This is a genomic window from Paracoccus alkenifer, from assembly GCF_900108405.1.
In the GTDB taxonomy this organism is placed as follows: domain Bacteria; phylum Pseudomonadota; class Alphaproteobacteria; order Rhodobacterales; family Rhodobacteraceae; genus Paracoccus; species Paracoccus alkenifer.
The window spans coordinates 52188-65833 of the sequence record NZ_FNXG01000006.1; the positions used below are offsets into that span (position 1 = coordinate 52188).

Consider the following 13646-nt stretch of genomic DNA (forward strand, 5'->3'; position numbering starts at 1 on the left):
CCGCCTTCAGATGATCGCCGGGCGTGGATAGCCCAGCCGCCGCGCGCAGACAATCGCGCTGGCAGGCAGAGCGCCGGTTTATCTTGACCCCGCTTGCGGCATTTGCGACAGGCGGGGGGCGGGCGGGCCCGTAGCTCAACGGTTAGAGCAGGGCGCTCATAACGCCTTGGTTGGGGGTTCGAATCCCTCCGGGCCTACCATGACCCCTGCAAGCAATTGATTGCTAAAGATATTTCGGCAAGTTTACAGCCACGGCGGCCCGGTTTACAGCGTTCCGTTCCTGTTCCGGCCCCTGCCCTGCCCCCGTCACCAGCCGCCGCATCTCGGCGGCCTCGGTGTAGCGCTGCGCTTCGGCCAGCGTCTTGTGGCCGCCCCAAGCCATGATCGCATGCGCCGATCCGCCGGCCTCGGCGATCATCGTCAGGCGGGATTTGCGCAGCCCATGGGCTGATCGTTCGACCAGCCCTGCCTCGCGCGCGGCCGTGCTGACCACATTCCCCAACCCCTTGATGCTGCGCGGCCGCCCATGCGACGTTTGCAGGAACGTGAGGCTCCCCGAAAGGCAGGCGATGGCCTGAAGCATCTGATCGCGCTCTGCGGCCCAGGACTGTGCCCACAGAGGCAGCGGCGCGGCCCACGGCACATAGGCGCGCCCGCCGGTCTTGCTTTGTCGGAAGACCAGGACACCGTCGCTGCCGATATGCTGGGGACCGATCGCCACCGCGTCCACGGTCCGGGCGGCGGTCCAGAACACCAGCTCCATGCAGGCACGCTGAGTCGAGCCGAAAGGCCAGTGCGTGCGGAATTTCGCAATGTCATCTGCCGACCACGGCGCGAAGCCGTCCGTCTGGACAGGGATCTTTTGCAGCCCGGCGCATGGGTTGTTCGAGATGGTCCCGGCGGTCCTGGCGTGGCCGCAGATCAGCCGCCAGACCTTGAGGCGCGCGTTCGCCTTGCTGGCGGCGAATTTGTCGAGATCGGCGCGAATGTGATTCTCGCGCAGCCCGGTCATCGGCCCGGCCCCATATTCGGCGCGGATTTCGTCGGCCTCGCGCCGGACCACGTGGCGGTAGACTGCCGAATAGCCCTTGACCTTGCGCGAGCCGAGCATCGCCGTCACCGCTGCGGCGATAGTGCCGGCCGGCGCGGTCTCGACCGGGCGCGGCGCGCTGGCCTCGGCAGCGGCCCAGGCGGCGATGAAGTCGGGGTGTGCCTCGGGGATGTCGTCAGGCAGCTTGGTGCGGGTCGGCCGATGCCAGCGATAAACCTTGCCGCCCTTGCGGACGCGATGGACCCGCGGGAGCATCACACCCCGAACAGCCTGTCGCATGTCGCCACCTCGTTGCCGGTCTCGCCCTCATAGGGCAGATCATCAGCATAGGCGTCGAGATCGCGAATGTCATAAAGACGTCTAGAGTTATGGACCCTGCGCGCGATCGGCAGGCCGCGCAGGGTGCTGGCGGACAAGCCCAGATAGGCCGCCGCTTCGGACACCGACAGCAGTCGCGGACGGAAGCTCAGGGATGCCTTGCTCATGCCGCAATCTCGCGCATCGCATGACCGCTCCACTGTTCGGCCGCGGCCTGCATCATTCCCGGGAACGATCTGCTGCGCAGGCGAGCGCGTTCCGGCCCGGGCGGCAGGCGGTGCACCCGATTCCAGCGTTTCCATTCGTCGGATCCGCGCACAGGTTCTGGTAGCCTGTCGGTCTCGGTCAGCGGCGGCAGGCCGCGCAGATACCAGCCGGTGGATTTATAGGCGGGCTCGCCGAACCAGAAAGGTTGGACCATCTGCGGCGCCGGAAGATCGGCGGGCATGCGGTCCCGGGCGAGGTCGTTCATTTCCGGGTTCTCGATCGCCAGCCGCGGGATCCGCGCCTCCCAGCAGGTCGAAAAAACATGCACGCCCATCTCGAATTCGGCCCGCAGGCAGTCCCAGGTGCGGCCGCGCGGTAGCTGCTTGGGCGGGGTCCATTTGCCGGGGCCGGACATCCAGCGCCGGCCGGACCTGCAAAGGCGGGTGCAGGGCGGGTGCATGACGGCCAGCAAGTCCCAGCCCTCGGACAGGATGCCATCGCGCACGTCGCAGATGATGTGGCGATTACTGCCGTCCTCGGCCGGGTCGAGATCGCAGGACCAGACGTCATGCCCCAGCGCAGCAAAGGCGCGGCGGGCGATGCCGCTGGTCTCGCAGGCGATCAGGATGCGGAAAGCGATCGTCATGCCGCATCCACGGCCCAGCAGAGGTCGCACCTGACGATCCCGAGATACGCCCAGTCCTCTCGGCCGGTGCCGCGGCAGGCCGGGCAGTCGGGATCAGGGCTGCCGAGGTGGAGGTTGATCTGCCGGCGCGCCTGCTCGATGGTCTCGGCCTGGCCGTGGGCGCTGCCCTCGTCGTGGATCCACTCATAGGGTGCCCCGGGGACATCGGCGCGGGTGATGGTAATGTTGCGATGGATCAGAGGGGCGTTGGTGGTCATTGCGGGGCCTCCATCTGGTTGATCGTGCATCATTCGCAGAGCCCGTATTGCGACGAGCAGGACAGCCCGTCGTCCTCGTGATCGATGATCCAGCTGTATTGCCGGCCGCCGTGGTCGGTGCGCGCCCATTCAGCGACCTGCCGGGCGTCAGGCCACGGTGCTGCTGCCGAGGCGGCCGCCCGCTCTGCCGGGTCGGCGATGCGCGCGATACGCTTGCCCAGCCGCGCTCCTTCGGGGGTCACGTCCGCTGCAAAAAACGTCCCGACGCCGCGCTTGCTGGTCTCGGCGCAGATTGCCTCCCATTCCGCGATGCGCTCAATCGCTTCGGGGAAGCGAGTCGCGATGGCGCGGATTTCGACCTTGGAGGCGTTGATGCATGGGAGGCAGCCGACCCGGCCCATGCCTTGCAGGTAGAGTGGGTTAGGGTCGACGCCGTGGCGGCGCGCATAAAAGAACACGTCCTCGGCGGTCCAATGGATCAGCGGCCGGTAATAGCGCATCGAGGATAGTCCAGGCGTGCTGACCACCTGCCACAGCGGCGCCTGGCGGCGGGCAATGCTTTCGTCGCGGCGGACCCCCAGCCACTGGATCACCGGCCCGGCCCGGCGGGCGGGGTCGATCACCTGCTGGCCGATGACGTCGGACTTCAGAAACTCGGTACAAAACTGCGCGCGCCGAGACGGGAACCTCCCCTTCCAGAGGCACAGATCGAGGAAAGGGATCCCGGTCGGCTGCAATGCGGCGATAGCGCGATCCACGGCTGCCTGCGGCACACCGTCGCGCGGCCAGTGCTCGGCGATATAAGCTCGCTTCTTGGCCATACGCTCCGAGAAATCGGCTCTGAACAGCTCAACCTGCGGTCCGCCGGTGCGGTCGCCCAGCGACATGGCATAGTCGATGGTCACCGGGTGCTCGTTGCCGGTGTCGGCCATCACGGCCCGAAACGGACGCCCGCGCGCCTGCGCCAGCAGGTAGCAGGCCGTGCTGTCCTTGCCGCCGCTGATGTTGACGATGTGCTGGGCCGCAGCGGTCACGTTACCACCTCCACGCCGCGCGGGCCTCGATGCGCTCGGCATCATCGGCCTTGGTGTATGCCAGCCCCCCCATCAGCCGCCGGGACAGCGCCACGTCGATGCCGGCGCCGTAGACGGTGGCGCTGGTGGAAAAATCATGGCCAATGGAGAGATACGGCAACACGCGGCCGAGGCTGTATCCGCCCTGCGCCATGAGCCGGGTGCTGTCCTGGCCGCCAGCGCGGGCATAGCTGGCCTCGACCCCGATCACGGTCCCGCCGACCAGCTGGTGCCGGTAGCCCGCAAACACGCCGGCAGTGCTGCTGGACTGGCGCAGCGTCTCCGTGCCGGTCTGCACGGACTCGACGCCGGTAACGACGGTCTCGCTGCCGACCTGCACCGTCTCGCTGCCCGTCACCTCGGTCCACTCCTGGATGATCACCGGCGCGTGGCCGACGATGGCCCAATCCGACCAGCTGGCGTTGGGCGTGGCGTTCAAGACGCTGGCGCACGGCACAGTGCCGATGGTGCTGCCGTTGGTAATCTCAAACTTGCTGCCGGGATGCTCGCAGCCGGTGGCCTGCAAGTCGTGATGCTGATCCAGCTTGGTGTAGGGCCGGGTTTCGCGCCGGACCTCGGTGATCGGGCGATCCTCGTAGACGGGGCGGGTTTCGGTCAGCTCGCGATCCTCGTAGGTCGCGCGCTGCGATTTGGTCCGCTGGGTGCCGTAGGACAGGCCGACATATCCGCCGGTCCAATCGTGGGCAGCGGCCTGTGCAGGGCGAGTCACGGGCGGGGCGTCGGTAATCGGGGCGACCCAGCCGCCGGCGAGAACGGGCGTGGTGGTCAGCAGCAGGGCTGCGACGGAGGTGATGCGGGTCATTTCGAAACTCCTGTGATTGCGGCGCGCAGCAGGGCGGATCGGTCGGTGGTGGTTTGCTGTGTCATGGTGCCCCTCGGACTGGCGCTCGGGATGGCCGCCCGCGCGGGGCGGCGCACCGGAGCGTCAGGCGGCGATCCGGCCCATGAAGGCAGGCAGGCCGGTTTCTTCGCTGGCCGTGGTTGCGATCAGTGCGAAATGCGACCGGCGCTGGTATTCGACGCGGTGCCACTGGAAGCCGAGGCCGACCTGTCCACCCCCAAGCGCACGCCAGCGGAACAGGCAGGTCAGCGCCTCGGGATCCTCGCCGTTGTAGAGCGGGATCAGGAGGGTGAATTTTTCCGGGATGATGACGCCGTTCTGCACCTTGGTGTCGGATTCGAACACCAGCTTGCGGTCGCCGTTGTCGAGACGGACGGCAGATTTGTAGACCTGCCCCACCGTTGCCTCGAAATCCCGGCTGATCTCGATCATGGTCGCGGCCTCGGGCGTGCAGATATCGACGCTGTTTTCTTCGAGGAACCGCGCGAAATCCGCCTGCGGATGGATCTTGCCTTCCATCTCGTCCCAGCGTGAGAACTCTTCGGAGGGGCGCAGGGCCAGCGTCACGGCGTGGGCGTTGTGGCTGGGGTTCGGGAAGCTGTCCGACTGGTTATGCTCGTGCCAGTCCAGCCGGGCCGAGATGGTCAGCGCATCGAAATCGGCCACGATGATCGACCGGTCCGACTTGAAGCGGTTGGCATAGGCCGACAGAGACGCGCGGTCATCGACCGTGACAGCCTGGCGCACGCGGGACGGCAGGCGGTTCGGGTCGCTGATGTCGTGCAGGCGGATGCGATCCGGCAGGGCGACATGGGTGCGGCCGTCAGGGCCGTCGATGACCGGCGACGCGATGCGCGCAGCCTCCATCGCAGCATCAAGGGCGCTGCGCGGATCGGCCTCGAGCACGATTGACGAAGGGGTTTGGGATTGTGCCATGGTGGTTCCTTTTCTGGCGGGGTGATCAGGCTTCCATCGAGCGGCGGCGCTCGATCTCGTCCTCGATGTCCATCTGATGGGGGTCGCGACGGGTCAGGCGCCCGTCGTCGGTCGCGAAATAGATTCCGGTGCCCATGGATCGGGTCGGTTTCTTGATGGTGATGTCCGGCACGGTTTCCAGCTGCCCGGCCTTGTTGACCTTGAAGCTGACCTTGAGCGTCAGGCTGCCGCCCTGCCCGGTTTGCTGGATCGCCTCGATCAGCTCGGACAGCTTCTGGTCGCCGACTTCCAGCAATTCGCCGCGGCGAAAGTTCTGGATGAATTCGAGGAAGTTGAGTTCGTGGCGCTGCATCGGTCAGGCCTCCTCGTCCTGCTCGATCCGGGCGCGGACAAAGCAATCCTTGGCCTCGATCAGCTTTCGCATGCCGGCGGTCTTTTCCGGGCCTTCGGCCAGGGTGGCATCCAGCGACCGGGCGAGCGCATCGATCGGCTTGACCACATCTTGCAGATGCGGCGGAAGGTGATCGTGGCGCAGCCATTTCAAGAGCCTGTTCATGGTGGACCTCAGTTGTTGGGGAAATGCGCCCCCGATCTGGCAGGACCGGGGGCAGTTGAGCGGGCGCGGGGCAGTGTGAGGCAGCGCGCCCGCTGTTCGGTCAGCCCCTGCTCTCGATCAGGCGCACGCCGTCCTCCAGCGTCATGCGGGTGGTGGGGGCGATCTGGTCGAGGATGGCGGGCCAGTCGGCGCTGATGACGATCCAGGCAGCGGCCGAGGCCAGCGCCAGCAGCAGCAGCGCGATCAGCGCGGTCAGGACCACGCCGATCATGGGCAGGCTCTGGCCCCGGTCAGGTTCGGGATAGCGATAAGAGCCGGAGCCCGCGGGTTGGTAGTGCTCGACCGCCTCGGGGATCAGGACCGGGGCGCCGGTTTCGTCCCGGTGCAGACCGGGGGCGTGGATGCGGGGGGTGCTTGTGGCCGGCATGACGATCTCCATCCTGGGGCCCGCGATCTGCCGGTGGCGTCTTCGGCGGGGATGGGATCATCTATGTGCGGTAATTTAACCGTAGTCAACATTTATAAGGTAAAAATACCGCATTTTATTGCGGGCATGATTCGCCTGTGCGAAGGTGTCACGGCCAGCGCCGGGCGGCGGCGCATGAAAAAGCCCGTCGGGGCGGGGTATGGATCGGGTGGCGGTTATGGGACAAGCGGCTCAGATGGAGTACCTGCTGATGGAGATGGGGGCCTGCCCCTATGTCTATCTGTGGGGGATGCCGATGCGCCGGGACGATGATCTGATCAGGCGTTTGATGCTGGATTTCGAGGCCAGCCAAGAGTTTCTTCTGGTTTGCACGCCGCACAACCAAAGCCCGCACGAGGAACGGCTGAAGTATTATCACTTGAAACTGCTGGCTGACGCCGGGCTGCTGGAGGAATCGGGCAGCCGTGGCGGCATCTTTCGGATGACCAACGCGGGGCATGATTTCTGCGCAGCCATCCGGGACGACGCTGCCTGGGCACGGACGAAAGCCGCTGCGGCAAGCGTGTCAGGGGTGGGCCTGTCCCTGCTGAGGGACATCAGTATGGCGTTTCTGCGCAAGAAGCTGTCCGATCTTGGTGTCCCGCTGGATTGAGCCGGCGCCGGGCGGTGGCGGACGAAACCGCCCGGCGGAAGGCGGTCTATGCGCAAGCATGGCGCGCAACGCCGTGCCTGATGTGATACAGGTGGGCGGCTCAGGAGGTTCCCATGATCAACTCGGACTTCTTCAATCTGTCCCTGTCACTCCAGGCCGCCATTGCGGCTGGATATCTGGGTTACGCTACCGCGTACGCCGGTTACAGGCGCAGCCATAAGGCAGAGGATACGCTGTTCATCTCCCTGGTATTCTCGGCTATCGCCCTGCTTTGCTTTGGCGCTATCGAACCCTGCCATGGTCCAGTTCTCGCTTTTGGCGCGGCCTTTGTGGGCAGCCTGATCTCTGCCTGCATGTGGCGTGTAGCCGGCAGGCCCTTTTGGTGCTGGCTGATGGCGACTGCGCGGGTCCACAGGGAGGATGGGGTTCACCACGGGTGGGACTGCATCGTCCAGAGCGGCAGGGGCGTGGGGCAGGTTTCAGTCGGCCTGAAGAACGGCCGCACCCTCTACCTCAACGATCGAACGAAGTTCCACGGCTCACCTTGGGATGGATTATATTTGGGCGGAGATGGCTCCATCATCATGGCTGTCGAGGAGGAAGAGCTTCCCAACGGGACGGAAGAGGTCAGGCAAGGGGTAAGAGACGAGGCGTGGGGCACCCGCCTGACATATATTCCGGCGGGTGAAGTGGCGCGGGTAAATATTCGAATGAAGTAACTTACTTCTTCGGCGGCGGCTTCACGGTGGTCGTAAAGGTGACTGGAGTCGCGCCACTCGTCACGCTCCCCGTGGGCCCGCGCCCCGTCGGCAACCGCGGGCTCGATCCCTCAGTAATGGTGCGCGGCGAGGATCCTTTTTGAATTCCTCCGCCGCCATTTTTTGTCGATGTCAAGGCTGATCTCCTTTGCTTGCTAAGCGTGGTTGGTTAGTTTTTGCTGCTTCGAGATGCCTGCGCCAGCTTGCCGCGCAGACCCTCTTCGGGGTTGATTGGCCGGCGGATGTTCGCTTAACGTTCTCGAAAGGGGGCCGCGGATGACTGATGCCGAGAGAGTGCTTTTTGACCTGCGGGCAGTCATTGCTCTTCCGGCGGGTGCCGATCGCGAAGCCCGAGTACAGCAGCTCGCACAGTCTCAAGCTCTACGGGCGTTAGTTCGGGAAGAGCCTGTATTATATCGGATATTATCTGGCTCTGTGGGAGGCTGCGCTCACCCTCTCCGGTCAGGAGCCAATCCGCCGACACGTTGAGGGCTCTGGCGACCTTGGCAATTGTTGCGATGTTGGCGCCGGCCGTTGGCTTCGCGCCCGTCGCCTGCCGGCGCCAGTTCCGAATGGTGTCTGTGGACCCGGTCGCCTCAAGTGAAAGGCTTCGGTCGGACATGCCGCGACCGTCAACCTTCATCTCTGCCAGTCGCTCGTCGATCCTGATCAGGACATCGGTGATATTCATAGCGGGAAAATTACCGCGCCTCGGCCTGACCGGACAGCGGTTAGAAAACCGTTGACAACGCGGTAATTAAACCGCACATCGGGTGCATGATCGATATCAACACCCTCATTTCTCGCGCGGATGCGTACAAGCAGGCAGCTGGAATCTCCGAAGACAGCACCGTCTCGCATCGCGTCTTCCGGGACAGCAAAAAGCTGGCGGCATTGCGCCAAGGCGCCGACATCACCGTCGGACGGTTCAATGCTGCAATGAGGTGGTTCGATCAGAACTTCCCTCAACCCGCCGCTTCGGCGGCCCAAACCCAAGAGCAAAACCATGTCGAAACCTCTGATGGCTGCTGATCGTGGCCAGCTTGCGCGCGTGGGCGCGCAAATGTCCTTCATCCCGCCGCGGGGCGGCCGCGGGCGCTCGATCCGGGCGATGCGGCGGGCGCACCGACATGTGCGGCCCGACCCCGACGGGTTCATGCGGCGCTGGTCGATGCTGATGATCGTCAGCTTCCCCAGCGCCGGGGCTTGCGGCCGGCATTTCGGGGTGACGCGGCAGACGGCCTGCAACTGGCGCGAGGCGACCCATCGTCCCTATGGCGACGTGGTCGATTTCGCCATTCGCACCCTGCCCGATTACGCGAGGGTCATGGGGGCGTGATGCAGATCGGGGTCTCAGGTTGCCCGGTGCGGGTGGATACGGGCGGGGCGCAGCACCTGTCCGCCGGTGGTCTTGCCGGATCACCCGCCACGATCCGCCCCGCGTCGGGCAAGACGACAGCGGAAATCGTGGAACCTGCGGCTGGCCCGGCCGAGAGCCGCCCGAATGGCGGCGGGGCGAAAATTCACCGCAGTGTCGCTCTCTTCGTGTTGTCCGAGATGCAAGAAGGGTTCGGTTGTGACCGGCCGGAAGATACCATCCTCCACTCTCCGCCGCCCGGTCTCAGATCAGATCAGGACCGGCTGATCGCCGTTGCCACGCCGGCCGGGCCACAATACATCGGCCACTCGGCCTTGATTGGTGCCGAGCATCGCAGTGATGTCCTGAAGTTTCAGTCCTTGCTGGCGCAGAAGACGGGCGGTTTCAGCTTCCATCTCGCTGAGCTTGCGAGGTCGAACGACGCTGATCTCGTTCAGAAGCACCCCCGTCACGGGGTGACGAAAAGTAGCCATGGGTTTACCTCCACTATGGCTGCTGTGGTGCCGTCGTTGCTGGGAGTGCGACGGCTTCACTCGGGGGAGCGATCGCGCAAACGAATCGCTCCCCTCACCACTACACCTAGCAGAGCGTTCATTTTTTTCCACAGGGTTCTTGCTTGTCGCTTGGTGCTTGACACAACATCTGGTGTGGATCGTCTGGCGGGTTCGCGCGCCACAAATTCCGATGGATGGATGCAATGAACACCGTCCGTTGCGCCTCGATAAACAGCGACATGGCTGGCCCGGCCGAGAGCCGCCCGAATGGCGGCGGGGCGAAAATTCACCGGCGGGCAGCTTCTCCCCCTGTCGGTGATCCTGCGGGGCAAGGGGGTGGGGCGATGCCCCTGCCCCGCAGGCCGATCAGGCACGGCACGATTTACGCCTATTGCAACCTCAAGTGCCGGTGCGACATCTGCCGCGAGGCCGAGGTTCAGCGCCAGCGTGAGTTTCGGGCGCGGCACAAGCAGGGGCTGGTCAGGCATCGCAAAGGCGGGGTCTGCGTTCCGGTCCGGCTGGGCAACGTGGACTATCCCTCGATCTCGGCCGCGGCGGCTGCCCTTGGGGTGACGGCCCCGTCGCTGAGCCACCGGCTTAGAAAATACGGCTGCCTTGAGCTTGCGGGCCAAGGGTCGCGGCCGCCCCGGCGCCAGGCCCTGAACAACATCCTGCCGATCACGATCCATGGCCGCGAGTTCCCGTCCCGGGTCGCGGCGGCGCGGTATCTGGGCGTCTGCTCAAGCTATCTGTCTCGCTGCGCGAAGGCGGGGTTCACCGCGACCTATTCCGACTATCTGCTGCGCCGGCTGATGGAAGCCGATGCCCGGCAGGCTGCTCGGGGGGATGCGGCATGATCGAGGCCGTCCAGGGCAAGGGCGCGTATCAGGTCGTGATCCGGGCGCTGGATCGGCGCCTCGACGCGGTTTGCGCTGCCGTTGGGACGCGGGCGGAAATGAGCGCTTGTCCGCCTGTGGATCGGCCGGGTCACCCCCATGTTCACCGCCCGATCCGTTCTTTTGGCAGCAAAAGCTGCCCCCGGGCATCAGTGCGACAGCCGGCGGGCTGCTTCAGCGCGCGCCTCGGGGAATTTGTCTCCCCGGAACACCTCGCCAATACGCATGGGATTGGTCCCAAGTGTCTGGGCAATGATGTTAAACTTCGCGCCTTGCAGCTTAAGAACCCACGCAGTGACAGCAGCGTCGAAGTCGAGCTGAACACGCTCGACCAAGATCGGGTTCACATCAATCCCCGTAATGGGGTGCTTCATCGGTGCCATAGGACTCCTTTCCTGGCATCGAGCGGCCTTGGGGTTGCAGTCCCTTCGGTCGCAGTGGTGCCACCGTATGGCAATATGCGGCGGCTTCACGGTGGGGGACGGTCGTGTAACCGATTCGTTCCCCACAACATTCTTACCACAGAAACCATAATTGTTGAGTGGAATCCGCCTGGATATGGCGAGTTGACACAATATGTGGGAGCGGGGGCGCTGCTATGAACCGCCGTGACATCTGCGAAGCCGCGGCCGAGCTGATCGGCGGCGATCGTGCCGCCCAGCACGGCGATGCGCTTGTCGGTTTTGCCGCCATCGCGCGGATCATGGACGCGCTGGACGTGGTGCGCGGCGCGCGCCCGCGCGGGGCCGAGGATCATGCCTTGGCGATGATCGTGGTCAAGCTGGTGCGCGCCTCGACCAACCCCCGCCATCTCGACAACTGGATCGACATCGCCGGCTACGCCGCGCTTGGCGGCGAGATTGCATCGGAGAGCGAGCCATGACGGCGTTGCACAAGTTCGAAGTCGTGGGATCGAGTGAATTGATCGATTATCCCATCCCGTCGGCTGTCCGTCTCGACAGCCATTTTTTCATGATGTTCAACTATCGCCGCTGGATGAACAGCGATTTCCGCAACCTGGCTGACCGGGAAGTGCGGGCAGTCGCCATCGACCTGTTCTGCGCGGCGCAAGAGCAATCCCCGGTGGGCACGATCCCCACGGACGAGCGCCTGCTTGCCAGCGTGGTGGACGTGTCCCTGGAGGTCTGGCGGCAGCTGGCGGCGCGCGAAGTGTCGCCGCTGCACAACTGGCACCGCTGCGTCTGCGACGATGGGCAGGTGCGCCTGTATCACCCCGTGGTCCTCGAGGTCGCGCAGGCGGCGCTGGGGCTGCGCGGCGACCACGAGGAAAAGCTTGCGGCAGATCGCGAGCGCAAGCGGCTCGGCAAGCTGCCCGACCAGATCATCCGCGCCGGCGGCAGCCGCGGGATGTCCGAGGATGACATCTATGTCGCCCGGCTCGACCAGTATCTGCTCGATCACTTCGGCACCCGGCAGCGCCGGCCTGACGTGGTCCGGCAGGCCATGGAACAGATGGACATGGAGGGCGCGGCGCTCTCCGGCTGATCGCTCCGGATCATTCCGGTTTGTTCCGCCGGAACGAACTCGGAAGTTCCACGGAAGGAACTCGGAAGGAAGTTGGAAGGAAACCGGAAGGAACTGGGCCAGTTTGCGCCGATTTGCGCCTGATCCTGTCCATTTTCGCTCCGAAAGAATCCGCTCTGAAAAGAGAAGAGAAAGAAAAGAAAAGAAAGAATGGGGACCAAACTGCAAAGCGGAGCCTGTGGATAAGTTGGAAGGGGCTGGGGAACGGGTATGGCGATGAACGGGACAAAGGCGGAAAGGGAAGCGCGGGTGGCGGCGCTGCTGATCGAGCCCTTGGCGGGGCTGTCGCGCAGGCGAGGGACCAGTGCCGAAGACCACGACAGGATGCTGGGCCGACTGGCCGAGCGCCTGGCCTATATGTCGGACGACAATCTGCGCGGGATACACGACCTGATCCTGCGCCATGCCGGCAAGGGCGTCTGGCCGGCCGAGGCGTTGATCAAATCGTGGGCCTATGACTTGCAGCTGCCGCCGCCACGCGAATGCGACTATGCCCGCAGCCTGATCCGCTCGGCCATGGGGCGGCAGGCGCGCGAGGAAGGCTGGGCGGTCGAGCTTTATCAGGTCGCGAAACGGCTCGGACCGCCGCCGGGCCGGTATATCATCGGCAAGCTGCGGGACGAGGCCGCCACCAATCGCCGCCGTCGGCTGGTGATCCGCGAGAACATCGAGGCCGGCCGGGCCGGCGAGCAGGACCGGGCGTGGCTCGCGGCCTATCACGCCGATCTGGCCGAGGTGGATGCGATCCAGTCGGTCGCGCAGGACGGGGATGCGGCATGACGGTGGCGGTGGATATCGAGGCGGGGCGCAAGCGGCTTGAGGCCGAGCGCCGGCGGGTGGCAAGGCTGCTGGCGCGCTCGACGCCGATCGAGGGCTGCGGTCCGGCCATTCCCGTCGCGCCCGCACGTGGCCCACAGGTGGTCGAGATCCCGCATATGGTGCTGCCCGACGAGAAATCCGAGACCGGCTACAAGATCGAGCGCACCGGCTGGCGCGGATTTGCGGCGGTGCGCGAAGCGGATATCTTCGACGACCTGACCCGGCGGGCTGCGCTGCGGAAGGACAAGGACGGCCGGCCCGGGCAGTCGCCGTTTTCCAAGGGGCAGGTCGCGGTGGCGCGCCGCTATCGCGATCTGGTCGAACGGCATGAGGGTGCGGGCATCAAATGCGCCAGCCTCGAGGTGCGCGCCGCAGCTGGCCCGGCCGGCGGCGGCAGTTTCATCGACGCCTATATCGACGAGGGCCGGGAGATCGCATGGCTGCGCCAGCAGATCGGCGCCGGTGCTGCGATGTCGGTGCGCCGGGTGCGCCCCTCGGCTCGCGGCGGCGCCCTGGCCCGGACCATCCGGGACCGCGATCTGGTCGATGCGATCTGCCTGCGAGGATCGTCGTTCCGGGCGGTGCTGTCCGATCATGGGTGGTCGCCGGACGGGAAGCACGTCAAGGCGCTGCTGGTGGCGCTCTGCGGCTGTCTGGACCGGATGCAGGGTCATTCCGTCCGACCGATGCGCAAAAGATCTTGACGGCTTATCCCTCACGGGCCTATCAATCTTCTCATCATCCAGAATTGCGCCCGCAGGGATCATCCCT

At 65.2% G+C, this 13646-nt stretch carries 22 protein-coding genes and 1 tRNA gene; 10 read left to right on the forward strand and 13 right to left on the reverse strand.

The window, feature by feature from the left end:
- The first annotated feature begins 124 nt into the window (after positions 1-124).
- Positions 125-200, forward strand: a tRNA-Ile gene (locus BLW83_RS13410).
- A gap of 23 nt (positions 201-223) precedes the next feature.
- On the opposite strand, the gene BLW83_RS13415 is transcribed toward BLW83_RS13410, so the two are convergent.
- The 10 genes from BLW83_RS13415 to BLW83_RS13460 all read right to left on the reverse strand — a co-directional run bounded on the left by BLW83_RS13415 (position 224) and on the right by BLW83_RS13460 (position 6333).
- Complete coding sequence (locus BLW83_RS13415; protein ID WP_245728883.1) at positions 224-1306, reverse strand: site-specific integrase; 1083 nt, start codon at positions 1304-1306, stop codon at positions 224-226.
- A complete protein-coding gene (locus tag BLW83_RS13420) occupies positions 1306-1536 on the reverse strand; it encodes a helix-turn-helix transcriptional regulator (RefSeq protein ID WP_090848754.1) in 231 nt (76 codons plus the stop codon). Before BLW83_RS13420 ends, BLW83_RS13415 begins: the two co-directional genes overlap by 1 nt.
- The gene (locus BLW83_RS13425) at positions 1533-2222 is read right to left on the reverse strand and encodes a hypothetical protein (RefSeq protein ID WP_090848755.1); all 690 of its coding nucleotides are present in this window, start codon (positions 2220-2222) and stop codon (positions 1533-1535) included. Before BLW83_RS13425 ends, BLW83_RS13420 begins: the two co-directional genes overlap by 4 nt.
- Positions 2219-2479 (reverse strand): hypothetical protein, encoded by a 261-nt coding sequence (locus BLW83_RS13430; protein ID WP_090848756.1) that lies wholly within the window; start codon positions 2477-2479, stop codon positions 2219-2221. Before BLW83_RS13430 ends, BLW83_RS13425 begins: the two co-directional genes overlap by 4 nt.
- 29 nt (positions 2480-2508) lie before the next feature.
- Positions 2509-3513, reverse strand: a complete 1005-nt coding sequence (locus BLW83_RS13435) for a phosphoadenosine phosphosulfate reductase domain-containing protein (protein WP_218139132.1) — start codon at positions 3511-3513, stop codon at positions 2509-2511.
- A gap of 1 nt (position 3514) precedes the next feature.
- Positions 3515-4375 carry an outer membrane protein gene (locus tag BLW83_RS13440; RefSeq protein ID WP_090848757.1) on the reverse strand — a complete coding sequence of 287 codons (861 nt, stop codon included), beginning with the start codon at positions 4373-4375 and terminating at the stop codon, positions 3515-3517.
- A 123-nt stretch (positions 4376-4498) separates the two neighbouring features.
- Positions 4499-5350: a DUF2303 family protein gene (locus BLW83_RS13445; RefSeq protein ID WP_090848758.1), complete on the reverse strand. Its 852-nt coding sequence runs from the start codon at positions 5348-5350 to the stop codon at positions 4499-4501.
- Between the two features lie 25 nt (positions 5351-5375).
- A complete protein-coding gene (locus BLW83_RS13450; protein WP_090848759.1) occupies positions 5376-5702 on the reverse strand; it encodes a hypothetical protein in 327 nt (108 codons plus the stop codon).
- Positions 5703-5705: 3 nt separating this feature from the next.
- A complete protein-coding gene (locus BLW83_RS13455; protein WP_245728885.1) occupies positions 5706-5894 on the reverse strand; it encodes a hypothetical protein in 189 nt (62 codons plus the stop codon).
- Positions 5895-6006: 112 nt separating this feature from the next.
- Positions 6007-6333 carry a hypothetical protein gene (locus BLW83_RS13460; protein WP_143042846.1) on the reverse strand — a complete coding sequence of 109 codons (327 nt, stop codon included), beginning with the start codon at positions 6331-6333 and terminating at the stop codon, positions 6007-6009.
- Positions 6334-6532: 199 nt separating this feature from the next.
- Here BLW83_RS13460 and BLW83_RS13465 point away from each other — a divergent pair, with 199 nt between their 5' ends.
- Together BLW83_RS13465 and BLW83_RS13470 are read left to right on the forward strand one after the other, a co-directional pair.
- Positions 6533-6985, forward strand: a complete 453-nt coding sequence (locus BLW83_RS13465) for a DUF2513 domain-containing protein (protein WP_090848762.1) — start codon at positions 6533-6535, stop codon at positions 6983-6985.
- A gap of 113 nt (positions 6986-7098) precedes the next feature.
- Positions 7099-7704, forward strand: coding sequence for a hypothetical protein (locus BLW83_RS13470; RefSeq protein ID WP_090848763.1), 606 nt, complete (start codon positions 7099-7101; stop codon positions 7702-7704).
- A 355-nt stretch (positions 7705-8059) separates the two neighbouring features.
- Here the strand turns inward: BLW83_RS13470 and BLW83_RS13475 are convergent, their stop codons facing one another.
- Positions 8060-8434, reverse strand: a complete 375-nt coding sequence (locus BLW83_RS13475; protein ID WP_090848764.1) for a hypothetical protein — start codon at positions 8432-8434, stop codon at positions 8060-8062.
- A gap of 86 nt (positions 8435-8520) precedes the next feature.
- Between BLW83_RS13475 and BLW83_RS13480 the strand changes: the two genes are divergently transcribed.
- Positions 8521-8775, forward strand: coding sequence for a hypothetical protein (locus tag BLW83_RS13480; RefSeq protein WP_177172575.1), 255 nt, complete (start codon positions 8521-8523; stop codon positions 8773-8775).
- Positions 8765-9082 (forward strand): hypothetical protein, encoded by a 318-nt coding sequence (locus BLW83_RS13485; protein WP_090848765.1) that lies wholly within the window; start codon positions 8765-8767, stop codon positions 9080-9082. Before BLW83_RS13480 ends, BLW83_RS13485 begins: the two co-directional genes overlap by 11 nt.
- A 287-nt stretch (positions 9083-9369) precedes the next feature.
- Here BLW83_RS13485 and BLW83_RS15555 read toward each other — a convergent pair whose 3' ends face one another.
- A complete protein-coding gene (locus BLW83_RS15555; RefSeq protein ID WP_143042847.1) occupies positions 9370-9594 on the reverse strand; it encodes a hypothetical protein in 225 nt (74 codons plus the stop codon).
- 365 nt (positions 9595-9959) lie between these two features.
- Between BLW83_RS15555 and BLW83_RS13490 the strand changes: the two genes are divergently transcribed.
- On the forward strand, positions 9960-10472 hold the full coding sequence (locus BLW83_RS13490) for an NUMOD1 domain-containing DNA-binding protein (RefSeq protein WP_090848766.1): 513 nt from the start codon (positions 9960-9962) through the stop codon (positions 10470-10472).
- A 188-nt stretch (positions 10473-10660) separates the two neighbouring features.
- On the opposite strand, the gene BLW83_RS13495 is transcribed toward BLW83_RS13490, so the two are convergent.
- On the reverse strand, positions 10661-10894 hold the full coding sequence (locus tag BLW83_RS13495) for a hypothetical protein (protein ID WP_245728888.1): 234 nt from the start codon (positions 10892-10894) through the stop codon (positions 10661-10663).
- Positions 10895-11109: 215 nt separating this feature from the next.
- Here BLW83_RS13495 and BLW83_RS13500 point away from each other — a divergent pair, with 215 nt between their 5' ends.
- From BLW83_RS13500 to BLW83_RS13515, 4 genes are all read left to right on the forward strand, one after another.
- Complete coding sequence (locus BLW83_RS13500; RefSeq protein WP_090848767.1) at positions 11110-11394, forward strand: DUF6378 domain-containing protein; 285 nt, start codon at positions 11110-11112, stop codon at positions 11392-11394.
- Positions 11391-12017 (forward strand): hypothetical protein, encoded by a 627-nt coding sequence (locus BLW83_RS13505; protein WP_143042849.1) that lies wholly within the window; start codon positions 11391-11393, stop codon positions 12015-12017. Before BLW83_RS13500 ends, BLW83_RS13505 begins: the two co-directional genes overlap by 4 nt.
- A gap of 255 nt (positions 12018-12272) precedes the next feature.
- On the forward strand, positions 12273-12836 hold the full coding sequence (locus tag BLW83_RS13510) for a hypothetical protein (protein ID WP_143042850.1): 564 nt from the start codon (positions 12273-12275) through the stop codon (positions 12834-12836).
- Positions 12833-13579, forward strand: a complete 747-nt coding sequence (locus BLW83_RS13515; RefSeq protein ID WP_090848770.1) for a hypothetical protein — start codon at positions 12833-12835, stop codon at positions 13577-13579. Before BLW83_RS13510 ends, BLW83_RS13515 begins: the two co-directional genes overlap by 4 nt.
- Positions 13580-13646: the final 67 nt, after the last annotated feature.